The sequence below is a fragment of the Thermaurantiacus sp. genome (assembly GCF_053487655.1).
The window spans coordinates 1-23218 of record NZ_JBRCLD010000011.1 but is presented as its reverse complement, the minus strand read 5'-3'; the positions used below and the strand labels follow the sequence as shown (position 1 = coordinate 23218).

Here is a 23218-nt window from a genome sequence, read left to right as displayed (position 1 = left end):
ATGCCCGGGGCAGCTTTTCCTGTCCGCCTGCTGCGGCTAGTCTTCAAGAAGGGTCGGGCCACGCAGGGGAAGCGCGGATGGTCGCCCATGTTGCAACCGTTGCCTATGTCGGTCTCGAGGCGCGTGCCGTCGATGTCCAGGTCCAGCTGTCAGGAGGCGCTTTCGCCTTCCTGATTGTCGGGCTTCCTGACAAGGCCGTGCGCGAAAGCCGGGACCGTGTGCAAGCAGCGCTTGCAGCCCTCGGGCTGGCGCTGCCACCACGGCGGATTACCGTCAACTTGGCTCCTGCGGACCTTGAGAAGGCCGGCTCGCATTATGATCTGCCGATCGCGCTCGGCCTGCTTGCTGCGCTTGGCATCCTCGATCCAGAGTCGGTTGCCAGTGCCGTTGCGGTCGGCGAGCTGTCGCTCGATGGCCGGCTGACGTCTTCCCCCGGCGTGCTGCTTGCAGCACTTCATGCCTCTGCCGCCGGGCTCGGCCTCATCTGCCCCGAAGCACAAGGAGCTGAAGCGCAATGGGTTGCGAGCAGCGAGCGGCCGCTTGAAGTCCTTGCTGCGCCCGATCTTGGCGCGCTCATCGCACACCTCAAGGGCACCCGACTGCTGCCGCCGCCGGCAAGCCCGCCTGCTGAACCGCGGTCCTTCGCTGGCCCTGATCTTGCCGACATCAAGGGCCAGGAGCTGCCCAAGCGCGCCGTTGAGATTGCCGCTGCTGGCGGTCACAATCTTCTCATGTGCGGGCCGCCAGGGGCAGGCAAGTCGATGCTGGCCGCTGCCATGCCGGGGATCCTCCCCGATCTCGAGACCAGCGAGGCACTGGAAGTGGCGATGATCCAGAGCATGGCTGGCGGGCTCGAGGGCGGGCGCATCAGCCGAGTGCGGCCGTTTCGGGCCCCGCACCATTCCGCCTCGATGCCGGCCCTTGTCGGCGGCGGCCCGCGGGCCCGGCCAGGCGAAGTGAGCCTCGCCCATCTCGGCGTGCTGTTCTTAGACGAGCTTCCCGAGTTCAGCCGGCAGGTGCTCGATTCCTTGCGCCAGCCGCTTGAGCGCGGCGCCGTTGAAGTGGCGCGGGCGGAAGCACATGTGACTTGGCCGGCGCGCATCCAGCTCGTCGCCGCCATGAATCCCTGCCGTTGTGGCCATCTCGACGATGCTGGCCTTGCCTGCGCCCGCGCACCCAAATGCGCTGCCGACTATCAGGCAAAGATCTCGGGCCCCATGCTCGACCGGATCGACCTCCATGTCGATGTCCAGGCCGTCAAGGCCTCCGATCTTTTGCTGCCGCCACCAGCCGAGACCAGCGCAGACGTAAAAGCGCGGGTCAAAGCTGCGCGGGCCCGCCAGCTGGCCCGCTATGCTGGAACATCCTTCCGCACCAACGCCGAAGCCGACGGCCAGGTGCTGGAAGAAGCGGCTGCGCTCAACCACGACGCCCGCCAGCTCCTCCACCGCGCAGCCGAGGCCATGAAGCTCTCAGCCCGGGGGTTCCACCGGATGCTGCGCGTCGCCCGCACCATTGCCGATCTCGCCGCAAGCGACACGGTTGCCCGCGCGCATGTCGCAGAAGCCCTCTCCTTCCGCCGCCAGCCGCCGAGGAACTAGCCCCGGCGGATTTCCACCGGCATCGCCCGGTAGCCGTGGACGAAGTTGGAATAGACTCGCGTTGGCTCGCCGGCGAGCTCGACCCGCATCCGCCGCTTGGCCATTTCCTCGAGCAGGATCCCGACCTGCAGCTCCGCCAGCCGGGCACCAACGCAGCGGTGAATCCCGAATCCGAAGGCGAGGTGACGCCGGGCATTCTCCCGCCACGGCAAAAAGACGTCGGGGTCGGCAAAGACGCTCTCGTCACGGTTGGCAGAGAGATACCACATGACCACCTTGTCGCCAGCGCGGATGGTCTCGCCATGGAGCTCGAAGTCAGCGAGCGCGGTGCGACGCATATGGGCGAGCGGAGTCTGCCAGCGGATGAGCTCGGCGACCCCGTTCGGGATAAGGGCAGGATCAGCCATCATCCGCTCCCAATTGGCGCGATAGAGGTTCTGCGCCATCACTGCACCCGACATGGTGTTGCGCGTTGTGTCATTGCCGCCGACGATCAGCAGCACCAGGTTCCCAAGATACTCCTGCGGCGTCATGTTCCGCGTCGCATCCGAGTGGATCAGCATCGAGATGAGATCGGGCCCTGGGTCCTTTGCGGCCCGCTCGTTCCAAAGCTTGGTGAAATAGGCCACCATCTCGAACAGAGTGTCCCAGCGCCGCTGGTTGGCCTCGTCATCGGCAATGGCTGTCGTATCCGTTGCCGTATCCGACCATTTGGTGAGCAGGCGCCGATCCTCCCAGGGGAAGGCGAAGAGGATGGCGAGCATCCCTGTCGTGAGCTCGATCGACACCCGGTCAACCCAGTCGAACACTTCGCCCTCGGGAAGCGAATCGAGCAGATCTGCCGTGCGGCGGCGGATGTCGGGCGCCTGCCGCGCCATCTCGGCCGGTGTGAAGGCGGGTGCGACCGTGCGGCGCTGGCCGGTGTGTTGCGGCCGGTCCATGGCGATGAACATCGGCATCTCCGGCTCTGAGCGATCCGGGTTCCGCTCGAAAATGGTGATCCCGCCAAGGTCCCAGCGCGAGGAGAAGATATCGGGCCGGCCTTCCACCTCCATGATGGCAGCATGGGAAACCACCGACCAATAGGGCCCGAACGCCGACTCCGGGCACCAGTGCAAGGGCCCGCGCGCGCGCAGCGTTCGAAACTTGGGCAGGATCCGGCTGTATTCGAGCCATTCGTCGAGGCGCGACACATCAAGATCATCAAGGCCGAGCGGACGTTCCGCAGCACGCGTCGCCATGGCAAGGGCTCCCTTCTTCCCCCCTTCGCCCAACCCTAAGCCGGCTGCCGCGCGAGTCAAGGAAAATGCGGAGTGCGCTTACGCAAAATCCAGTCTATTCCGCAGGCGATGGCCTGGGCGAGGTCTCCCCTGCCCCTGTCTCGGCACGCGCCTCCCGTTCCATCTCCCAATGCGCAACTGCAGCTGAGGCGATCGCATTGCCGACGACATTGGTGGCAGACCGGCCCATGTCGAGAAAATGATCAACACCAAGGATGAGGAGCAGGCCAGCAACCGGAATGTCGAACACTGGCAGGGTGGCAGCAATGACGACAAGCGATGCGCGCGGAACGCCGGCAATTCCCTTGGAGGTCACCAGGAGCATGGCCATCATTGCCACCTGCGCAACGAGTGACAGCTCGATCCCATAGGCTTGGGCAATGAACAAGACGGCGAAGACGCAATACATCATCGAGCCGTCCAGGTTGAAGGAATAGCCGAGTGGCAGCACGAAGGCGGAAATCCGGTTGGGAATTCCAAACCGGTCGAGTGCAGCGAGAATGCGTGGGTAGGCAGCTTCCGAGCTTGCCGTCGAGAACGCAAGTACGAAGGGATCGCGGATCTCCCTCATCAGGCGTGCGACTGCCGGAAAGCCGATGACGAAGCCGCAGGCCAGCACGTTGAGTGCAATGAGGCCCAAGAGCGCGACGTAGAAGCCGCCCATGAATTTGCCGTAGGTGAAGACGACTCCAAGCCCCCGCTCGGCAATGGTTGCAGCAACGGCTGCAAAGACGGCAGCCGGCGCCACTTTCATGACAAAGCCGGTGACAATGAGCATCAGGTCCATGAGGGCCTGGGCGCCCTCCAGCAGCAGCTTGCCTCGCTCCCCCATGCGGGCGAGTGCGATGCCTGCGAACAGCGAGAAGACGACCACCTGGAGGATGGCGTTCCTCGCCAGCGCATCGAAGATGGAGGTGGGCACAAGTTCGGTTGCAAAGCGGCGGAAGGTGAAAGCCTCGGTGGAGACACCGCTGTCAGATGTCGAAGGCGGCAGCGGCAGGCCGAGGCCAGCGCCGGGGGCAAAGGCGCTCACACTTGCCCAGCCTATCAGAAGGGCCCCGATCGATGTCGCAATGAACCAGCCGACCGCCCGGCCGCCGATCCGCGAAAGGGCGCCCACGTCGCCGCCCATTTTGCCAATGCCGGAGATCAAGGCCCCAAGCACGAGGGGCGCGATGATCATCTTGATGAGGCGCAGGAAGATGTCGGTGACGATGGTGAGCGCCGCAGCAAAGGCCTTGGCCTCCTCTGCTGCCATGGCAAGGTTCACATAGCCGCCGACGGCAAGCCCAAGGAGAAGGGCAGCGAGGATCCATGTCGTCAGACCGAACCGCATCGGCTGGCCCTAGGGTCGGTGGCGCCGCTGGGCAAGAGCAGGCCGGCACGACCTCCCGGCACGACCTCCTTGCACAGAACAGGCCCTCTGTGGCCATGCTGCCGGGCCATGCATGTCTTCGACGCGGTCATCTTTGACTTCGGCGGCGTTCTCACCACCTCGCCGTTCGAGGCTTTCGCCCGGTTTGAGGCTGAACGCGGCCTGCCCCAAGGCTTCCTGCGCCGGGTCAATGCCACCAACCCCGATGCCAATGCCTGGGCCCGCCTGGAACGCAGCGAGATCGATGCCTCCAGGTTCGATTCGCTCTTTGCTGCCGAAACTGCCGCTCTTGGTCACGAGGTGCGCGGCGCTGATGTGCTGCCGCTGCTGTCAGGCGCCATCCGGCCTCGCATGGTGGCCGCGCTCGACACATGTCGCACAGCAGGCCTCAAGCTCGGGTGCATCACCAACAATGTGAAGGTGGGGCATGGTCCGGCACAAGCGCCCGCCCGTGCGGCTGCCATCGCCGCCGTCCTTGCGCGCTTCGACCATGTCATCGAAAGCTCGCAAGCCCAAGTCCGCAAGCCCGACCCGCGGATCTACCAGATGATGCTCGACCGGCTCGCGCTTCCCGCCTCCGCCTGCATTTACCTCGACGACCTCGGCATCAACTGCAAGCCAGCAGCTGCCATGGGCATGACCGCAATCAAGGTAAAGGATGAAGACCAGGCGCTCGCCGACCTCGGCAGGCTTCTCGGCCTCACCCTCTAGGCCGCGCGCACCAGCGCCCGGCGCTTGCGATCGAAGCTCGAGGGGATCTGCATTGCCTCGCGATACTTGGCGATCGTCCGCCGCGAGAGCGCATGGCCTTCCTTCTCGAGCAGGCTCTGAAGATCGGCATCAGACAAAGGCTTGAGCGGCTCCTCCGCCTCGATAAGGGCGCGGATTCTGGCCCTGACGGCGGCAATTGCCACATCCTCGCCGCCGTCGGTTGCATGGACCGCCGACGAGAAGAAATACTTCAGTTCGAACACGCCGCGCGCGCAAGAGAGATATTTGTTCGACGTCACACGGCTGACGGTCGACTCATGAACTCCCGTTGCGTCTGCCACTTGGCGCAGGGTGAGCGGCCGCAGATGCGAGACCCCATGCTCGAAGAAGCCTGCCTGCTGCACGACGATCTCGGTTGCAACCTTGAGGATGGTATTCGCACGCTGGTCGAGCGCGCGGATGAGCCATTGGGCATTGGCAAGACAGCCTTCGAGAAACTGACGCTCGGCCTTGCTCCCCCGGCTTGTGGCATGGGCGGAAATGACAGCCTGATACTGGCGGTTGACGATGAGCCGGGGAAGCGTGCTCTGGTTCAGCTCCACCACGAAGCCGCCACGTCCACGGCGGACGAAAAGGTCAGGAACGACTGGCGTGACACGGCCGCCACCCACCCTGAGGCCCGGCTTCGGGTCATAGCTCCGCAGCTCGTGGAGCATGTCGGAGAGGTCCTCGGCATCGACATCGCACAGGCGCCGCAGCTGGGCGAGATCGCCGCGGGCGACAAGGTCGAGATGGTCGATAAGGGTTGCCATGCACGGGTCGTAACGGTCCCGTTCCCGGGCCTGGAGGGCAATGCATTCGGCAAGGCTCCGGGCGCCTACGCCGGTCGGCTCAAAGGTCTGGACGATGGCGAGGATCCGCTCGGCTTCGGCAAGCGGAATGGCAAGCCGCGAGGCAATCTCGGCGAGCGGCTCGCCAAGATAGCCCGCCTCGTCGATACACGCGATGATGGCAAGGGCAATGGCAAGATCGAGCCCCGACAGCCGCGCACTGGCCTGGCGGGAGAGATGCTCGGCCAGGCTGTCGTCCTCGGCTGCCAGCAGGTCGGGCGAGAAATCCTCCTCGCCATCGCTGCTGCGCGGCCGGTCGGCGGAGCTGTCATGATGGAAACGCTCCTCGATGAAATCGACATCGAGACTGTCGCCCACCTGGTCGGCAGCATCGCTTGCAGCCTCCGCCGGCGCAGGGTGGGCAAATTCCGCTGCCGCAGACTCGGCAGGCCCCAGCAAGGCGGCATCGCCGGCGTCGCCATCGCTGCTGTCGTCACCTTCCAAGAGCAGCGGGTTGCGCTCAAGCTCGGCAGCGATCTCGGCCTGGAGCTCGAGGTTGGAGAGGGCAAGAAGCCGGATGGCTGCCTGCAGTTGCGGCGACAGGACGACCGTCTGGGTGGTGCGGAGGTCAAGGCGGGGACCAATCGCCATTGGCTACAGGCTGAAATGCTCGCCAAGATAGACTTCGCGCACGCGCGGATCGCGGACGAGTGCGTCCGGCGTGCCTTCGAACAGCACGCGGCCATCATAGATGATGCACGCGCGATCGACGATATCGAGCGTCTCGCGCACATTGTGGTCCGTGATGAGGACACCGATGTCGCGCTCACGCAAGTGCATGACAAGCGTGCGGATATCCGCAATCGAAATGGGATCGATCCCCGCAAAGGGCTCATCCAGCAGCATGATGGAGGGAGTAGCGGCAAGCGCGCGCGCAATCTCGCAGCGGCGCCGTTCGCCACCCGAAAGCGCCATGGCCGGTGCATCGCGCAGCCGGGCGATGTGGAACTCCTCGAGCAGCGCATCAAGCCGGGCCCGGCGGCGGCCGGCATCGGGCTCGGCAATCTCAAGCACGGCCTCAATGTTCTGCGCCACCGTCAGCCCGCGGAAGATCGAAGTCTCCTGCGGCAGATAGCCGAGCCCGAGGGCGGCACGGCGATACATCGGAAGTCCCGTGATCTCGACTCCGTCGAGCAGAATGCGGCCATGGTCCGGAGCTGCAAGCCCCATGATGGAGTAGAAGCAGGTGGTCTTGCCAGCGCCATTGGGCCCAAGCAGCCCGACCACTTCGCCGCGGTGCACCGAAAGCGATACATCGCGCAGGACGACTCGCCCATCATAGGACTTGCCGATGGAGACAACGGCAAGCCCATCCCCAGACCCGGGCGGACCTCCATCCTCCCCTCCGGCTTCCTCCAGTCCGGCTTCGGCAACCGCCTCCACCTGCCATCCCCTTCTGTGCCGGCTCGCCCCTTCTCTGCCGGCCCGCCGCGGCGCTGCTCAACGCAAGCGACGCCAATCCAGCGCAAGAGCCCTGAACTTGGCGCGATTCTTGCAGGAGAGGTTCTTAGTCTGGGTGACATCCCTTTTCAACGCCAGGCGCGCGAAAAGGTCCACAACGGAGGCGGCCGTCGAGGCATGGTCGAAACCCCGGCGGCCGCACCCGGCCAGGGCGCCTGCGGGCTCAGGCGCTATAATACATGTCGAATTCGACTGGGCTTGGAGTCATCTCCCAGCGCAACACTTCTTCCATCTTGAGATCGATGTAGGCGTCGATCTGGTCGTCGGTGAAGACACCGCCCTTGGTGAAAACCGCCCGGCCCTTGTCAAGGCTGGTGAGCGCTTCCCGCAAAGAGCCGCACACCGTTGGCACCTTCTTCAGTTCGCGCGGCGGCAGATCATAGAGATTCTTGTCCATCGCAGCTCCGGGGTGGAGCTTGTTCTCGATTCCGTCGAGACCGGCCATGAGCAGCGCGGAATAGGCAAGATAGGGGTTCGCCGTCGCATCCGGGAAGCGGACTTCGACCCGCTTTGACTTGGCGCCCGAACCATAGGGGATCCGGCACGAGGCCGAGCGGTTGCGGCTGGAATAGGCGAGCAGCACAGGCGCCTCAAAACCCGGCACAAGCCGCTTGTAGCTGTTGGTTGTCGGGTTGGTGAAGGCGTTCACGGCCTTGGCATGCTTGATGATGCCGCCGATGAAGTAGAGTGCAGTCTCAGACAAGCCAGCATAGCCTTCGCCAGCGAACAGTGGCTTGCCCTTGTTCCAGATCGACATGTGGGTGTGCATGCCCGAGCCATTGTCGTCCTTGATCGGCTTGGGCATGAAGGTCGCCGTCTTGCCATAGGCTTGTGCCACCATTTGGACGACATATTTGTAGATCTGCATGCGGTCGGCAGTCTGAACGAGGGTTCCGAACTCAAGGCCGAGCTCATGCTGCGCGGCCGCCACTTCATGATGGTGCTTGTCGCAGGGCAAACCCATCTCCAGCATGGTCGAGACCATCTCGCTGCGCAAATCCATAGCGCTGTCGACTGGCGCCACCGGGAAATAGCCGCCCTTTGCCCGTGGCCGGTGGCCGAGATTGCCCTCCTCATATTGGCGGCCGCTGTTGGTCGGAAGCTCAACGTCGTCGATTGCATAGTGGCCGCCGGCGTAGCCCTGGGCAAAGCGGACATCGTCAAAGACGAAGAATTCCGCCTCGGGACCGACATAGACGGTGTCGCCGATGCCAGAGGCCTTGAGATAGGCCTCGGCGCGCTTGGCCGTTGAGCGCGGGTCACGGCCATAGAGCTCGCCGGTTGCAGGCTCCACGATATCGCAGAACAGGATCAGCATCGGCGTCGCCGAAAAGGGGTCAATGTAGCTCGCATCGAGGTCGGGCTTTAAGATCATGTCGCTTTCGTTGATCACCTTCCAGCCCGCAATCGACGAGCCATCGAACATGAAGCCTTCGGTCAGATTGTCCTCGGTAATGACGCGTTTGGCCATGGAAAGGTGCTGCCACTTGCCCCTTGGGTCGGTGAAGCGGAGGTCGACCCACTCGATCTCCTTCTCTTTCATGATCTTCAGAATTTCTTCGGGCTTGGTGGCCATTGTTGCGCTCTCCTGGATGTTCGGTCGCTTACCAGCGTCTCAGATGGCGTCGAGGTCGCGTTCGCCCGTGCGGATCCTGACCGCGGCCTCGATGCTCGAGACGAAGATCTTGCCATCGCCAATGCGCCCGGTCCGCGCCGCCGTCGCAATCGCCTCGACCACACGGTCGACCTGGTTGTCGTCGACCACCACTTCGAGCCGGACCTTGGGAAGAAAGTCGACGATATATTCCGCCCCGCGATAGAGCTCGGTGTGGCCTTTCTGCCGGCCGAAGCCCTTCGCCTCGGTAACGGTGATGCCCGAGACCCCGACATCGTGCAGAGCCTCCTTCACTTCGTCGAGCTTGAACGGCTTGATGATCGCCTCGACCTTCTTCATCGCGTTCCCCGCCACTCGTGATAAGGAGTTGCGGCCCGCGCCGCACTTGCCTTCGCGCCCCGGCTTGCAAGGATCGTGCCAACCAGCGCCGCGCCTTGGCAGGCCAAGGACAAGCTGGAGCAGGTGCCCGATTTTCCGGCAGGGTGATGAAGAAGGCGGCAGTCGAGATGTCTCGACAGCAGCCCGGCACCCGGGCACAGGCGCCTTCCATGAACGATGTCGCAACCGTCGCCAGCGCCGAGGGGCGCATCCTGAAGATTGCCCGGCTGATCCCCGACCCGGTCGTCATCTTCATGGCCCTGTGGCCGATCTTCTTCCTCGCCTCGGTGGCACTGGGCGGCTTTCGCTATGAAGCGAGAAGCCCGACTGGCGGCACGGTCACAGAGACCATCCGCGACATGTCAGAACGCACCCATGTGCTCTGGATCTTCGACAACATGATCGTCCAGAACTGGCTCGCCTTTGGCAACGGCGTGCTTGGCATCATTCTCATGATTGTGATGGCCGTCGGCGTTGCCGAGCATTCCGGGCTTCTGGGCGCCCTCATCAAGCGCGCGGCAGCGGGAATTCCAGAACGGTTCTTGAGCCTTGCCGTCGTCTTTTTGGGCGTCATGAGCTCGCTTGCCTCCGATGCCGGCTATCTCATCCTGGTGCCGCTTGCGGGGCTTCTCTATGCCTCGCTTGGCAAGCATCCGCTCTCTGGAATGGCAGCCGCCTTTGCGGGGGTCTCCGCGGGCTTTTCTGCCAACCTCATTCCCGGCACGACGAGCGATGTCATCATGGGCGTAAACGCCCGGGCTTTTGCCGAAGCGCAGGGTGTGCCCTTCCTCGGCTCGGTCGGGCAGACGCTCACGCCGCCGACGATGACCTACTGGTTTACTGCCGCCTCGGTCTTCGTGCTCGCCCCCGTCGGCGCCTTGGTGACACACCGGTTCGTCGAGCCGCGCCTGCAGTCCGTGCCGTTCGAGCTCCCAGCCGATCTCGATGTCGGCGAATTCGCGCTGACGGATGCCGAGCGGCGGGGGCTCCGGTGGGCCGCAATTGGCCTTCTCGCCGCGCTCGCAGTCCTCTGGCTGCTGGCAACCGGGCCTCTTCAGGCCTTCGACCATCCTGAGACCGGGCAGCGGGTCGTGCCCTATCTTGAGCGGCTGGTGCTGTTGATCGGCTTCGTGTTCCTGGTCGTCGGGGCAGCGTTCGGCTTCGGCTCGGGCAATTTCCGCAGCATCAAGGATGTGGTGACCGGCATGGTCAAGCAGATGAACACGATGGGCTATGTGATCGTGCTTGCCTTCTTCGCCTACAACGCCCTCTCCCTCTTCACCTATTCCGGCCTGGGGGCGCTCCTGACCCACCTTGGGGCAAGTGGCCTCATCGCGCTGGGGCTAGAGCAGGCCCCAATCCTGCTGCTGCTCGCCTTCGTGGCACTCACAGCGCTCATCAATCTCGTGGTCGGGGGGCTTACGTCGAAGTGGCTGCTCCTGGGTCCGATGTTCGTGCCCATGCTCTACACCGTCAATCCAGCGATGACACCCGATGTTGTGGCAGCCGCCTACCGGGTCGGCGATTCGGTCACCAACATCATCACCCCCATGATGATCTATGCCGGTGTCATCCTCGCCTTCATGCGGCGCTATGTGCCAGGTTTCACGCTTGGGGAGATGTTCGTGATGATGTTTCCCTATTCGGTGGCGTTCCTCCTGTCCTGGTCGGCGCTTCTGGTGCTGTTCTTCGCAGGCAGGATCCCCTTTGGCTTCTAGCGCAAGCGGCACGGCCACCTCGCCTGCGTTCCCCCGTGCACGCGCAAGCAAAAAGGACTGGCCCTTCTTGTCGCCTTCCCGCGTGCATCCCATGTTCGCAAGGCTGTCACGGGCAGGAGGGCAGGCATGAGTGGAGAAGAGGTTCGCGCCTTATTCGAGGCGGAAGTGGAAAGCGGGCGCATCAACCTCCACGCCGGCTTCGAGCGGGCAGCCGCCGCGCTCATGGCGCACACGGCCTTCGTTGATCCGCGCGCCGTCCCGGCCGTCTTCGACGCCCTCGCCCGCGCCCTCGATGTTCCGCCAGACGCACGCGCCGAGGCGCTTGCGGCCGATCTTGGCTTCCTTGCCACAGGCTCGCCGGCCGAGCGCACTCTCCCCCGGCCGCTTTGGGACGCGTTCTGGGCGATTGCAGCCGTCATGCCTCAAGGCCCGGTTGATCCTCTGGCCTTCACGGCGAGCGTAGTGGCGCTTGGCACCCACTATGATTCGGACATGCTTGCGCGCTCTGAGGCAGCCCTCTTCGACTGGCCGTGTGTCGTCGAGCTTTTGCGGGAGCCGGAGGTGCGCATGAAGACCGCCGATCTCGCCGGCCGCGCCGCCGACAGCCTCGGCACTGCGCTCCTCACCATGCTGGAAGCCCAGGGCTATGACTTGGAAGTGATTGATGCCGACACGGTCGTGCTTCCCGGCCCCTACCCGGCGCAAAACCGCACCAACCGCCGCATCCTCCAGCTGCATGACATCTGGCACCTTGTTGCAGGCTATGGCTTTACGGGTGCCGGGGAAGTGGCGATCTCCGGCTTCCAGCTCGCCCAGTTCGGCCAGAATTACTCGGCCCGCTTCCTGGCGACAGTTGCAACACTCCTTGCCTTCCACGCCCCGCCGTTGGCAGAGCCCATGCTTCATGTCATGCTCGATGGCTGGCGCCACGGCCGGGCAACGCCCCCCCTCATCCACACACCTTGGCATCGCCTGCTCGACCAGCCAATCCCGGCGATCCGGGCCGAACTTGGCATCCGCCCGTTCGAAAGTGCAACCACAGCCATGTTCGAGGATCTGGAACGGGCGCAGAAGGCAGCCTAGACCATATTTCGCGCCCCTGGGCCGACGGGCGCGTGCAGCCGCACCCCGTTCACGCGGTGTGCAACGCGCTCTCGGGTCCGCCCTTCCTGAGGCTTTGGCATGCCCAAACCCCCTCTCCCATGTCGCTGCAACGCAACAGGGTAGTAACGGAACCGTCATGGACGATCCCTAAGGTCCGCCCTGCGAGACCATGAAGGGGGCCACATGCCATATCCGTTGCGCGCAGCTTGTCTTTCCTGTGGCCTCTTGCCCCTTGTCGCCCCTTGTGCGGCCCAGCCGGTAGCGGGCGTCTCTGCAGCTCCGGTTGCAGCAGAGGCGGAAGACATCATCGTCTATGCACCCATCCTCGATGCGCAGCGCAAGGCGCTCGAGGAGCAGCGCAATGCGCTCAACCGCGTGGACATCATTTCGGCTGACACCGTCGGGCGCTTTCCGGACCAGAATGTCGCCGCAGCGCTTGCCCGGCTGCCAGCCGTTGCCGTGCAGCGAGACCAGGGCCAGGAACGCTACATCCAGGTGCGGGGGGCACCGAACCGCTGGACCACAGTCAAGTTCGACGGGGTTCCAGTGGTCGGAGTGGATGAAGGCGGCTCGACCCGGGCATTCCGCTTCGATTCCGTTCCTGCCGTCCTTTTGTCCTCAATCGCCGTCAACAAGTCGCTGCTTGCCGAAATGCCGGCAGAAGCCGTGGTGGCGCAGGTGGATCTTCGCTCCTTCTCGCCTCTTGGAGCAGAGGGTTTCGCTCTTGCCGGCGATGTCGGACTCGGCCTCATGGGCTTGGGGCTTGGCATCCAGCGCCAGGTAAATCTTCGGGCCTCCTGGGCGAACGAGCAGCTCGGCTTCGTACTTGGCGGCGCCAACTACAAGCGCAACCAGACGACGGACAATCGCGAGGCCTCCTACGACTCCGGCAATGCGCCAACCATCCTCGACTTCCGGTCCTACATCCTCGAGCGCGAGAACAACGGGCTGTTCGCGCGTGCCGAGTGGCAGCCGAACCCAGGCACGAAGCTCTTCCTCGGGACCACCTATACCGAGTTCAATGATGATGAGCAGCGCAACCAATATGTGTTCCAGCTCCGAACCGCCGTGCCAGGCGGCATCCGGGGTGTCGATTCCGGCTCTTTGAACGCAGTCCAGGCCCGGGGCACGCTTTCCGACGGCGATTATCGGAACAACAATTGGGTTTCGATTCTGGGTGGCGACCATCGCAACGAAGGATGGGACATCGAGTGGCGCGCTGCCTATGTGGAGACCGAGAACACGACTTATCTTCCCATCCTCCTGCAGCAGGCCAACAATCGGGGTCTGCGGCCATCGCTTGACTATGACCTTTCAGACAATCGGCGTTTCCCAATCGTCACCCTCTTCAACACCGTGCCTGGTGCAACGCCGGGAACCTGGACGCGCGGCGCCAAGCGCAGCTTCCTCGACCAGGGCGCCTATGACTTCCAGATCTTCCTCCCCGTCGTCCAGGAAACGCGGTCGTCCACCTGGACAGCGAAGCTCGACGTCGCCCGGCAATTGGGGCAAGTGAAGCTCTCGGGCGGCTTCCAGCACGATGACCGGTTCATCGACGGTAACACCATCTCCGCCTCCAACACCCTGCCGCTCACCCCCTTCCTGCCCGGGATCGGTGCCATCCTCCCTCCTGGCGAATATGTGCGCAACAAGCTTTGGAACTCGCGATTTCCGCGCGGGTTCGATGTCGCAATCGTCGACAATCCGCGCCTGTTCCGGGATCTCCGTCCCATCCTCACCCGGCTGCAGGCCGCCGGCATCTACCGGCCAGAGAATAATGTCGCGCCAACCGATCTCTACACCATCGAGGAAAGGCTCTACGCCGGCTACGGCCAGGCACTGTTCGATTTCGACCGGCTGCAACTGGTGGCGGGCCTGCGGTTGGAACGCTTCGAACAAGACATCTTCGGCTTCGTGCGCATCGGGACGGGCACGCCCCGGCCGCTTGAGGTCGAAAACCGCTACACAGACTGGTTCCCAAGTCTTTCGGCCAAGATGGATTTGACACCCAACGCCGTCCTGCGCGGATCGGTGCAACGCGCAACCGCCCGCCCCTCGTTCGGCGAAGTGCGAGTGGGAGCATCGATCAACGACACCTCGACGCCAGGCACGGTGACGGGCGGCAATCCTCTCCTCAAGCCGGAATATACTTGGGGGGTTGATGCTGCGTTCGAATATTATCTGCCGGGGGGCGGTATCGCCTCGGTCTCAAGCTTCCTCCGCTTGGTCAAGAATGTGCTCTACACGGGCCGATCGATCGTCGGCAGCGACATCTATGACACGCCAGGGCAAGACCGCTCCGACTACCAGTTCATCTCCACCTTCAACGGGGAAAGGGGCAAGCTCTACGGCGTCGAGTTTAACTATCAGCAGCAGTGGAGCGGGCTTCCCACACCCTGGGACGGGCTCGGCTTCCAGGGCAATGTGGCCTTGCTTGGGGGGTCATTCGATGCGCCTGGGCGCGCGGGGGCGCCCTTCCCCGGCACATCAGATGCCGTCGTCAATGCCTCGCTCTTTTACGAGAAAGGTCGGACCTCGGCCCGCATCTCCTACCAGTGGCGATCAGACTGGCCAGACACGCTCGGTGGCTTTGGAACCCAGGGGGAACTCGCGGATGAGATCCGCGGCGCCTATGGCAATCTTGATGTCACTCTGCGCTATGCGCTCTCCAGCCAGTTCGTGCTGTTCGCCGATTTCGCGAACCTGACCAATGCCATCTACGAAGTGTTCGAAAATGAACCGGCCTTCCCGGTCGAAGTGGAGCAGATCGGGCGGCGTTACATGGCAGGCATCAAAGTGAATTTCTGATGCCAGCGCTGCTTGTGCTTCTCGTCGTTGCGGCAACCGCGGCTTCGTCGCTTCTGCCTGCACCCGTCTTTGCCCGGCAGGAGGCGTCCACTCCTGCCCCCTCTGCCAGCGCCGAACGCGAAGGCGATACCCTTCTCGTCCGCTGGACGGGACTCAAGGCGCCAGTGGCCGTCCGCTTGGCCGACCATCCAGACGCACGCTGGCAACGCGCCCGGGCTGTTCCCGCCACCATCGAGGGGGACATGATGCGGGTGCCAGCACCAGTTGCGCCGCGCCCCTACCTCCTGCTGCGCGACGCGAGCGGGCGCCAACTGCGGGTGGCCGAGCGGGTCCTGCCGCTTGAAGGCGGCCAGAACTTCCGTGACCTTGGCGGCTACCCGGCCGGAAAGGACCGGGTCGCCTGGGGCCAGCTCTACCGCTCGGGCGATCCGTCCGGGCTGACGGCGGCCGATCTCACCTATCTCTCGAAGCTCGGGATCACGACCGTTTGCGACTTCCGGTCGACTTCCGAGCGCGAACGGGCAACTTCCCGGCTTGCTGCAGCCACAACCGTGATCACCCGCGACTATGAGGTCGACATGCAGGGCTTCGGCACCCTCCTGTCTTCGGGCCCGCCAACGGCTGCGACTGCCCAGGCGATGTTCATCCGCTTCTATCGCGACCTTCCCTTCCAGTTCGCCGCCGACTATCGTCAGATGTTCCGCGCACTCGCCGAAGGAAAGGCACCGCTTGCCTTCAACTGCTCGGCCGGCAAGGATCGCACAGGTGTGGCAGCAGCACTCCTCCTGAAACTCCTCGGCGTCGACCGCGAGACAATCATCGAAGACTATCTCCTCTCCAACCGCTATTATAAGCCGCCCGCTGCCGGAGCGTCAGAGGATCCAAGCCTCGCCATGTTCCGCAAACTCCCGCCCGAAGTGGTCAAGGTGCTGCTCGCAGCCGAACGGGCCTATATCGAGGCAGCACTCGATGTGATCGACACCTCCCCCGGCGGCTTTGACGCCTATGTGCACAAGGTGCTGCAATTGCGCGCAGCCGACATCCAGGCGCTGCGCTCACGCTATCTGCGCCCGAACTAGAATTCCCTTCTCCTGGCTGCCGCTGGGCCGACCTTGGCAGGAAGCGGCATAACATCGCCTTCGGCCATCAGGTGAAGTGCAAGGCCAGTGGCACGGACCCCCGGTCCACGGCGCAAGCGCGCGCGCCTTCCATCAACGAAGGTGACAAGCCCCCTGCCAGCGACCATCGCCGTGCCTTCGGAAACAATGAGCGCCGTGTCTTCATCGATCCCAAAGCCGAGGCGCTGACGGGGCGGCAGGCTTGCAAGTGCGGCGAGCAGCCGCGGCAAGCGAGAGCGGGCATCGAAATGCTGGTCGACGATGGCGCCAGCAAGAAAGCCAAGGCCAGCAGCCATGGTCACGGCCTCACCGCGGCCAGGGCTGACGGCCGCGACCGGATCGCCTCCCGTCAGCATCGGGTCGGACATGACGGCCGCACCCGCAGATGTTCCGCCGACGACAGCGCCAGCGCGGTGGCGAGCGCGGATGGCCGCAAGGAGGGGAGTCGCCCTGCCGTCCGGCGCGACAAGAGCCGCCATAATGCGCGACTGGTCACCGCCCGTAAACCAGATGGCGCCCACACCCTCGAGCAACGCAAGCGTTTGCGGGTCACTCGCGCGGGCAGCCCAGTCGGCCTCGTCTTCCGCCGTCGTCGGGTCATCGACGACCGCGAGCCGGATGGCGACGATATCCTCCGGCAGAGCGCCATGGCGCTGGAACAGGGCAGCGCTGCGGGCAAGCGCCTCGGCTGGCGCTGCCGACGCTGCTGGAATGATGGCAATGGCAGGCGCGTTTTGAGGCCTGCGATCGAGGACCGCGCGGATGACCGCTGCATTGTCCTCAGCGATCGCGCCGCCAGCAATCACCAGCGGCCCTGCGACAACTGCTGGAGCCCAGACGACCAGCGCGATGACGGCAGCGAAAGCGCGTTGCACACCCCGCCGCTGCGCCAATCCGCCGGCTGCTGCAAGCACAACATCCGCATCTATCAACAGCGGGCGCGACCCCCGATGGCAGGAGAGGCGGCCAGCGGAAGCCCTCCGGCCGGCTCCCCAGGGCAAGGCCCGCCCCGCAAGCTCGGGGGCGGGCCTGCTGCACTTCCTTGCCCAGGGCAAGGGTCGGGTCAGTTGATGCAGGGCTCATGCCCCTGCAGCGCCCAGGCGGCATTCTGGGCCACGTCCGGGTTCACATTGTTGCAGGCAATGACCCTCTCTCCGGAATAGCGCAGGCGCACCACATGCAGCCGGGTGGTCGTGGCCTTGTCGACGAAATTGTCGCGGATCACGCAATCGACACAGTTCAGGAACACGATACCGTTGGAACTGTCCGTAATCACGCGGTTGGCGATGACCCGCACGCGATGGGTGGTGCTGGTCGGTGTGCCGAAATTGGTGATCCCCTGAGTCCAGCCTGGGTTTGGGGCAAACACCTGGTTGCGGCTGACTTCCACATTCTCGATCCGGCCCCACATCTGCACGGCATCCGGGTGGTCGCCATCGACCCAGCTGCCGCCGCCGGCAGTGCAGGCTGACCGGCTGAGGCCACGCACGACCTGGCCGTCGGGATAGGTGCATGTCGTCGGGAGCGGGCTGAAGCCCGTGAAACGATTGCCCGAGACAAGAGCACCCGTCACATCCGCGAGATTGACACCGTCAGACCGCAGGCGGGTGAATTCCGAATTGACCACGCTCACATTGGTCGAGCGCGTGAAGGTGGCACCCCGCATCGCATTGCGGAAGGTGACCCCCGAGAAGCGCAGGTGATGCGAGTGATCGACACTGAGGCCGCGCTCATGCTGCCAGTTGGTGGTCGGCGCCACACCCCCGATCGCTTCGATGACACCCCCCACCCACTGCAGATTCTGGATCTGCAGGAGGCGCAAGCCAACGATCGTCGCCGAAGGCCCGCGGGCGTTCCCAGCGATGACCGTCAGCGGGTCTCGGCGGTTGCGAAGTTCCATATTGGTGCAGGTGCCAGTGATCTGCACGACAGCCCTTGCAGGGGCCGTGCGGATATAGGCGGGCAGTTCCGAGCACGGGATGATTGGGACCGAGCTCGCAGAGGCGGAGAAGGCACTGGGTGGCGCCGGGCCAAGGACGGGGGCGACCAGCGCAGCAGCGAGCGCGGCGGTTGCGACTGTCTTCATGATTGGACTCCTGCCAAGCTATTCCGAACAGCGAGGAGGATTGATCACCCTCCGACTGTCTGGTGGCAGGTGACGGCGCCAGAAGCCCCAAATAAAACTCAATCGTTATGATGATCCGGTAACAGTCAATCCCCTTACCTCAACATTGTTCAATGATTGATGATTGTTCTCTTGAAGGAGAATCTAGGTAAATCTTTGAAGGATAACCGGAGACTTTGTAAACAACGGTTGCGTTTTCCGCCAGTAGCCAGAAACGGGGGTCAGCACGGGAGCTGGCCGAGGCCTTGCCCAGTTGTACCCTGTCGCGATGCGCGTGAGGCAGGCCCTCGCGGCCTGTCCCATTGTCTGCTGCGGGAGGGGGCGGGGTCGGCCTGCTGCGATCAGCCCTTCGCCTTTTCGCGCGCAATCCAGGTGCGGACACGCGCTTCAAGAATATCCAGGGGAATGGCGCCATTCTCGAGGATGGCGTCATGGAAAGCGCGAAGATCAAAGCGGGCGCCAAGCGCGTTTTCCGCCTCTTTGCGCAGCGCGCGGATTTTCAGTTCGCCAACCTTGTAGGCCAGCGCTTGGGCCGGCCAGGCGATATAGCGGTTGACTTCGGCATCGATGTTGGCGGCCGAGAGCGCCGTGTTCTCCAGCATATATTGGACTGCCTGGTCCCTCGACCAGCCTTTCCAGTGCATGCCGGTGTCGACAACAAGGCGGGTGGCACGCCACATTTCATAGGAAAGCCGGCCCATGTCATGCGCGGGGTCGGCATAGACACCCATTTCGATCCCCAACCGCTCCGAATAGAGGCCCCAGCCCTCGATAAAGGCCGTAAAGCGGGAGAGGTGGCGCCGGAAGGGTGGGAGATCGAGCTCCTGGGCAAGTGCGATCTGATGGTGGTGGCCTGGGACCGCCTCGTGAATGGTGAGCGCGGGAAGCTCGAACAGGGGCCGTTCGTTGAGCTTCGACGTGTTGAGGAAATAGACTCCGGCGCGCCCCGTGGCAGCACTGCCGGGCTGGTAATAGGCCGTCGTCGTATAGGGCGCAGTCTCAGCCGGGATCTGCTGGAGCGTATAGGGCAGGCGCGGCAGCTTGCCAAAGAGGCGCGGCATCCAGCCATCGGCCACCTTGGCCCAGTAGCTGGCGGCCGCCATCAGCTCCTCGGGCGTCTTCGCATAGTAGCGCGGATCGGTGCGCAAGTGGGCGATATAGGCCTCGCGGGAAGGAAAGCCGGCGCGCCTCGCAACCGCTTCCATCTCGGCACGGATCCGGGCGACTTCCGAGAGGCCAAGCGCGTGGATCTCGTCGGGAGTCATGTCGGTCGTGGTCTGCTCGCGCGCCGCCCACTGGTAGTAGGCCCGGCCCCCCGGTGCTGCCGAAATACCGACTTCCTTGCGGCAGGCGGGGAGATAGTCGCGCTCGAAGGCGTCGGCGAAGCGGAGATAGGAGGGGTTCACGCCCTTCTCGATCGCCGCGCGCGCCCGGGCCGAGAGCCGGGTCCAGTCGGCCGCGGCAATGGTTTGCGGGCGCTGGGCGAAGGGCTTCCAGAAGCGGCTTTCGGGCACAGGCGCTGCCACCGCGCGCACGGTTGCCGCGAAATTGTCGAGCACAACGCAGGGCAGCGCCCAGCCGCTCGAAGCCGCGAGCTTCGTTGTCGCGATGGCCTGGTCGGCATGCGCCGGAAAGGCCTCAAGCCTTGCGACATAGCTCTCGTAATCGGCTTTCGTGAAGAAGGGCAGGCGTTCGGGCAGAGTGGCGAAGCTGGTGTGCCAGCCCTCGCGGTTGGTGAACAGGCGGGTGCGGGCCGGAAAGCCATTGGCCTCGACTTCGCGGGCAAGCAGGCGAGCAAGAATGTCCGCCGAGATGCGGTCCTGGCCCTCGAGCGCCTTGGTGTCGATAGCCGCAAGCCGGCGCGCAAAGGCTTCCGCTTGCCTTGCATTGCGGTTCATCGCCGCAACCGAGAGATCATTGAGGCGGCCATCGAAATCGCGCACGCCAACCGATGTCGCAAACACCGGGTTGGCCTCCAGAACCCAGCGCCAGTGGTCCGCAAGGAGCGAGTCGAACTCCGCCTTCGGGCTGGCGAGAGCGGAGGTGGCGAGAAGCGCGGCGGCGGCCAGCGCCAGGGGAAGGCGGGTCATGCCAGCCCGCCTTAGGAAAGCCAAGGGGGCAGGGCAAGCCTGCCCCCGAAGGCCTCTAGAAGCGGACCCGGGCAGTCACGCCAAAGGTCCGCGGCTCGCCGGGGAAGTTCAGGAACAGCTGGTTTGCTGTGGCAATCCGGCCGTCGGCCACCGCGCGGAAGGTGCCCGAGCCGTGGAGCGGCATGTCGGCTGCGATCTGCTGGTAGTAAGTGTCGAACAGGTTCTGGGCCCACAGTTCGAGCGACCAGCGGCGATCATTGCCCTGAATGCCGAGCCGGCCGTTCACGACAATGAAGCTGTCCTGCACTTTCTCAAGATCAAGATCAGAGCCAGTGTTGGTGTCATCCTGCATCCGGAAGTCGACATAGAACAGACCGCGCAGTCCCCGGTTGCCGAGCGGCGGATTGTAGGTGAGCGAACCTGTAACGACGAGCGGAGACGCATTCGAGATCTGCCGGCCTGGCAGCTGGAAGAGGACAGGCGACAGCGGCCGCCCCCCTGTGCCGACAAGATCGTTTGCATATTTCGTCTCTGCGTAAGTGATGCCGGTGGTGACTGCCAGGTCCTCGACGGGGCTTGCAAACACTTCGAGTTCGACGCCCTTGGCAACCACCCCGGGCTTCAGCCGGTCAGGAGCGCAGGCGCCCGTTGCCGGGTTGGGGTCCCGGTCGGCACCACCGAGATCATCGCGGCATCCCGCGGTGTTCGTGACCTCGAAATTGACCCCGTTGAACGTGTTGAGCTGGAAGTCGGAGAAAGCAGAGCGGAACAGGGCAAGGTTGGCGCTGAAGCCGGGGCGCGAGAATTTGGCCCCAAGCTCGATTGCTTCCACCGTCTCCTGGTTGAACTGCAGGTCGATCGCCTCTGGCCGGGCGTTGCCGACAGTATTGGCCGGCCGCGCCAGCTGCGCGGCACAGGCCGCCTGCTGGGCCGGCGTGCCGGCCGCCGGGTTGCAGACAATATCGAGCGCAGAGGTGTCGAGGTTGAAGCCGCCAGCCTTGTAGCCGCGCGCCCAGGAGCCATAGACCATGAGGTCCTCGACAGGCTTCCAGGAGAGGACAACCGTGCCAGTGAACTCATCCTCGCCCCGCACCCGGTTCGGGTCATTGGCCGCAATTCCCGGGCCGGCCGTTGCGTTAATGGCACAAGGGAGGCCAGCGGCCCCGCTGGCGACATTGCGCAACGCAGCACACAGCCTATTCGTCATGTTGAAGACGCCGTCGATCTCCTTCCTCTCGTTGGTGTAGCGGGCGCCGAGCGTCAGGAAGAGCCGGTCGGGCACAAGGTCGATCACATTGTGCGTGAAGAAGGCATAGTTGCGGCTCTTGTGGGCGAAGAAGGTCCCGTCGCCGACTCCCGTTCCAGGCAGGCGCGGCGTGCCGAAGGCAGCAGCCAGGCCGGCATAGCCCGGCCAGACTGAGGGCGGCAGCGTGGTGCAACGGGGCAGCGCCGGGTTGAGGGTTCCAGGCGCAATTCCGGCAACGACAAGGCAGTCGCCATAGCGCTCGATGTCCGCACCGAAGCGGATGTCATCTTCGGTGCGCAGCTTCTCGTTCGCGAAATAGCCGCCGAGGAGCCAGTCGAGCCGGGCGTTGAAGGCCTCACCCTGGAGGCGGACTTCCTGGGTGAAGGTCTTGAAGCGGCGCTCGAGCGAGTCTCGGTACCAGATGTCGAGATCCTCGAAGTCCGTATCCTGTCCTTGCGTGTTCTTGAAGTCCCGCCAGGCGGTGATCGATGTGAGATTGCCGAAGCCGAGATCCCAATTCACTTCACCCGAGACGCCCCAGTCTTTGGTGATCGCAGCATAGTCCCGGCCGGGCGTAATGGCGACAGCATATTTCGCACCAAAGGGGACGCGCGCGCCAAGCGCTGTGATGATCCCGGCAAGCGGGTTGGGCGTGATGATGACATTGCCATCCGCATCGCGGGCAAGACCTCGGGGAGTCTGGACGGTTGCAGCACAGCATTGCTCATCCGCGCTCATATAGTCGCCGATGATCCGCACCGAGACTGTGTCGGTCGGCTCCCAGCGGACCTGGCCGCGCAGCATCCAGCGGTCGCGGTTGTTGAAGCTGCGGTCGGAAAGCGTGTCTTCGATGAAGCCGTCGCGCTTGTGGTAGAGCGCATCGAGGCGGACCGCGAGCCGGTCCGGGACCAGCTGGGCATTCGCCATGCCCTCGAGGCGGATATTGTCATAGTTGCCGTAGGTGACAGCGCCACCGAGCTCGGTGTCGAACTGGGGCTGCTTGGTGGTCACCGAGATGAGACCAGCGGATGCGTTGCGCCCGAAGAGGGTCCCCTGCGGCCCGCGCAGCACTTCCACGCGCTCGACTTCGCCCAAGTCCCCCAGGCCGGTGCCCGTGCGCGAGCGATAGACACCATCGATGAAGAGCGCGACGGAGCTTTCAATGCCCGGGTTTTCGCCGACGGTTCCAACCCCGCGAATCCGGGCCGTGAAATTGACTTGGGCAGTCGCGCCTGAGACGAGGAGCGAGGGGGCAAGCTGGTTGAGCGACCTGAGGTCGGTGGCGCCAGAATTGACGATCTGCTGCTCGCCGATGGCAGACACGGCGATCGGCACGTCGGAAAGCGCTTGGGCGCGACGGGTGGCCGTCACAATGATCTCGCCGCTGGCCTCGGGAGTAGCAGTTGCCGCAGTGGGGGGCTGCTGCGCGGCCGCAAGGGCCGGAAGCGCAAGCGCAACAAGAGCGCAGCTGGTGCGAAGAAGAGTGCGCATGACAAGATCTCCCAAGGAACCTCCCCTTTCGCCGGGGATGATTGGTGCCGCTCCTTGGGACCAAGCGCGCATCGAGACAAGGCCGCGCCGGTCGCGTTGATGCGGGTTTGCCGCGCCTGTGGCCATGTTGCAACGGCTGGCTGCAAACGCGCATCAACGCGACCGGCGCGGCCTTGTCTCGATGCGCGCTTGGTCCCAAGGAGCGGC

16 protein-coding genes are annotated in these 23218 nt (G+C 64.2%); 6 read left to right on the top strand and 10 right to left on the bottom strand.

Going from position 1 to position 23218, the window contains the following annotated elements:
* Positions 1-77 precede the first annotated feature (77 nt).
* Positions 78-1601 (top strand): YifB family Mg chelatase-like AAA ATPase, encoded by a 1524-nt coding sequence (locus ACWIQA_RS01225; protein WP_448581244.1) that lies wholly within the window; start codon positions 78-80, stop codon positions 1599-1601.
* Here the strand turns inward: ACWIQA_RS01225 and ACWIQA_RS01220 are convergent.
* Together ACWIQA_RS01220 and ACWIQA_RS01215 are read right to left on the bottom strand one after the other, a co-directional pair.
* Positions 1598-2842, bottom strand: coding sequence for a cytochrome P450 (locus tag ACWIQA_RS01220; protein WP_448581243.1), 1245 nt, complete (start codon positions 2840-2842; stop codon positions 1598-1600). The two genes, ACWIQA_RS01225 and ACWIQA_RS01220, sit on opposite strands and share 4 nt — an antisense overlap.
* Positions 2843-2936: 94 nt before the next feature.
* On the bottom strand, positions 2937-4217 hold the full coding sequence (locus tag ACWIQA_RS01215; protein ID WP_448581242.1) for a dicarboxylate/amino acid:cation symporter: 1281 nt from the start codon (positions 4215-4217) through the stop codon (positions 2937-2939).
* Positions 4218-4325: 108 nt separating this feature from the next.
* On the opposite strand from ACWIQA_RS01215, the gene ACWIQA_RS01210 reads away from it, so the two are divergent.
* Positions 4326-4967: an HAD-IA family hydrolase gene (locus ACWIQA_RS01210; protein ID WP_448581241.1), complete on the top strand. Its 642-nt coding sequence runs from the start codon at positions 4326-4328 to the stop codon at positions 4965-4967.
* On the opposite strand, the gene rpoN is transcribed toward ACWIQA_RS01210, so the two are convergent.
* The 4 genes from rpoN to ACWIQA_RS01190 all read right to left on the bottom strand — a co-directional run bounded on the left by rpoN (position 4964) and on the right by ACWIQA_RS01190 (position 9272).
* Positions 4964-6448 carry an RNA polymerase factor sigma-54 gene (gene rpoN / locus ACWIQA_RS01205; protein ID WP_448581240.1) on the bottom strand — a complete coding sequence of 495 codons (1485 nt, stop codon included), beginning with the start codon at positions 6446-6448 and terminating at the stop codon, positions 4964-4966. The two genes, ACWIQA_RS01210 and rpoN, sit on opposite strands and share 4 nt — an antisense overlap.
* 3 nt (positions 6449-6451) lie before the next feature.
* On the bottom strand, positions 6452-7216 hold the full coding sequence (lptB, locus tag ACWIQA_RS01200) for an LPS export ABC transporter ATP-binding protein (RefSeq protein WP_448581254.1): 765 nt from the start codon (positions 7214-7216) through the stop codon (positions 6452-6454).
* A gap of 265 nt (positions 7217-7481) precedes the next feature.
* A complete protein-coding gene (gene glnA / locus ACWIQA_RS01195) occupies positions 7482-8894 on the bottom strand; it encodes a type I glutamate--ammonia ligase (protein WP_448581239.1) in 1413 nt (470 codons plus the stop codon).
* A 39-nt stretch (positions 8895-8933) separates the two neighbouring features.
* The gene (locus tag ACWIQA_RS01190; RefSeq protein ID WP_448581253.1) at positions 8934-9272 is read right to left on the bottom strand and encodes a P-II family nitrogen regulator; all 339 of its coding nucleotides are present in this window, start codon (positions 9270-9272) and stop codon (positions 8934-8936) included.
* A gap of 209 nt (positions 9273-9481) precedes the next feature.
* Here ACWIQA_RS01190 and ACWIQA_RS01185 point away from each other — a divergent pair, with 209 nt between their 5' ends.
* The 4 genes from ACWIQA_RS01185 (at position 9482) to ACWIQA_RS01170 (ending at position 16020) form a co-directional block, all read left to right on the top strand.
* Complete coding sequence (locus tag ACWIQA_RS01185) at positions 9482-11029, top strand: AbgT family transporter (protein ID WP_448581238.1); 1548 nt, start codon at positions 9482-9484, stop codon at positions 11027-11029.
* Between the two features lie 126 nt (positions 11030-11155).
* Positions 11156-12112 (top strand): Coq4 family protein, encoded by a 957-nt coding sequence (locus tag ACWIQA_RS01180; protein ID WP_448581237.1) that lies wholly within the window; start codon positions 11156-11158, stop codon positions 12110-12112.
* Between the two features lie 204 nt (positions 12113-12316).
* Positions 12317-14941 (top strand): TonB-dependent receptor, encoded by a 2625-nt coding sequence (locus tag ACWIQA_RS01175; RefSeq protein ID WP_448581236.1) that lies wholly within the window; start codon positions 12317-12319, stop codon positions 14939-14941.
* A complete protein-coding gene (locus tag ACWIQA_RS01170) occupies positions 14941-16020 on the top strand; it encodes a tyrosine-protein phosphatase (protein WP_448581235.1) in 1080 nt (359 codons plus the stop codon). The genes ACWIQA_RS01175 and ACWIQA_RS01170 overlap by 1 nt, the downstream gene beginning before the upstream one ends.
* On the opposite strand, the gene ACWIQA_RS01165 is transcribed toward ACWIQA_RS01170, so the two are convergent.
* The 4 genes from ACWIQA_RS01165 to ACWIQA_RS01150 all read right to left on the bottom strand — a co-directional run bounded on the left by ACWIQA_RS01165 (position 16017) and on the right by ACWIQA_RS01150 (position 23011).
* Positions 16017-16934 carry a cyanophycinase gene (locus ACWIQA_RS01165; RefSeq protein WP_448581234.1) on the bottom strand — a complete coding sequence of 306 codons (918 nt, stop codon included), beginning with the start codon at positions 16932-16934 and terminating at the stop codon, positions 16017-16019. The genes ACWIQA_RS01170 and ACWIQA_RS01165 overlap by 4 nt on opposite strands.
* Before the next feature lie 188 nt (positions 16935-17122).
* Positions 17123-18145, bottom strand: coding sequence for a right-handed parallel beta-helix repeat-containing protein (locus tag ACWIQA_RS01160; RefSeq protein WP_448581233.1), 1023 nt, complete (start codon positions 18143-18145; stop codon positions 17123-17125).
* Positions 18146-18525: 380 nt separating this feature from the next.
* On the bottom strand, positions 18526-20274 hold the full coding sequence (locus tag ACWIQA_RS01155) for a DUF885 domain-containing protein (RefSeq protein WP_448581232.1): 1749 nt from the start codon (positions 20272-20274) through the stop codon (positions 18526-18528).
* 55 nt (positions 20275-20329) lie between these two features.
* The gene (locus ACWIQA_RS01150; protein WP_448581231.1) at positions 20330-23011 is read right to left on the bottom strand and encodes a TonB-dependent receptor; all 2682 of its coding nucleotides are present in this window, start codon (positions 23009-23011) and stop codon (positions 20330-20332) included.
* Between the last annotated feature and the right edge of the window lie 207 nt (positions 23012-23218).

Coding starts and splice junctions, on each gene's coding strand:
- ACWIQA_RS01225 (WP_448581244.1), top strand. CDS start 78: ATGGTCGCCCATGTTGCAACCGTTGCCTATGTCGGTCTCGAGGCGCGT.
- ACWIQA_RS01220 (WP_448581243.1), bottom strand. CDS start 2,842: ATGGCGACGCGTGCTGCGGAACGTCCGCTCGGCCTTGATGATCTTGAT.
- ACWIQA_RS01215 (WP_448581242.1), bottom strand. CDS start 4,217: ATGCGGTTCGGTCTGACGACATGGATCCTCGCTGCCCTTCTCCTTGGG.
- ACWIQA_RS01210 (WP_448581241.1), top strand. CDS start 4,326: ATGCATGTCTTCGACGCGGTCATCTTTGACTTCGGCGGCGTTCTCACC.
- rpoN (WP_448581240.1), bottom strand. CDS start 6,448: ATGGCGATTGGTCCCCGCCTTGACCTCCGCACCACCCAGACGGTCGTC.
- glnA (WP_448581239.1), bottom strand. CDS start 8,894: ATGGCCACCAAGCCCGAAGAAATTCTGAAGATCATGAAAGAGAAGGAG.
- ACWIQA_RS01190 (WP_448581253.1), bottom strand. CDS start 9,272: ATGAAGAAGGTCGAGGCGATCATCAAGCCGTTCAAGCTCGACGAAGTG.
- ACWIQA_RS01185 (WP_448581238.1), top strand. CDS start 9,482: ATGAACGATGTCGCAACCGTCGCCAGCGCCGAGGGGCGCATCCTGAAG.
- ACWIQA_RS01180 (WP_448581237.1), top strand. CDS start 11,156: ATGAGTGGAGAAGAGGTTCGCGCCTTATTCGAGGCGGAAGTGGAAAGC.
- ACWIQA_RS01175 (WP_448581236.1), top strand. CDS start 12,317: ATGCCATATCCGTTGCGCGCAGCTTGTCTTTCCTGTGGCCTCTTGCCC.
- ACWIQA_RS01170 (WP_448581235.1), top strand. CDS start 14,941: ATGCCAGCGCTGCTTGTGCTTCTCGTCGTTGCGGCAACCGCGGCTTCG.
- ACWIQA_RS01160 (WP_448581233.1), bottom strand. CDS start 18,145: ATGAAGACAGTCGCAACCGCCGCGCTCGCTGCTGCGCTGGTCGCCCCC.
- ACWIQA_RS01155 (WP_448581232.1), bottom strand. CDS start 20,274: ATGACCCGCCTTCCCCTGGCGCTGGCCGCCGCCGCGCTTCTCGCCACC.
- ACWIQA_RS01150 (WP_448581231.1), bottom strand. CDS start 23,011: ATGCGCACTCTTCTTCGCACCAGCTGCGCTCTTGTTGCGCTTGCGCTT.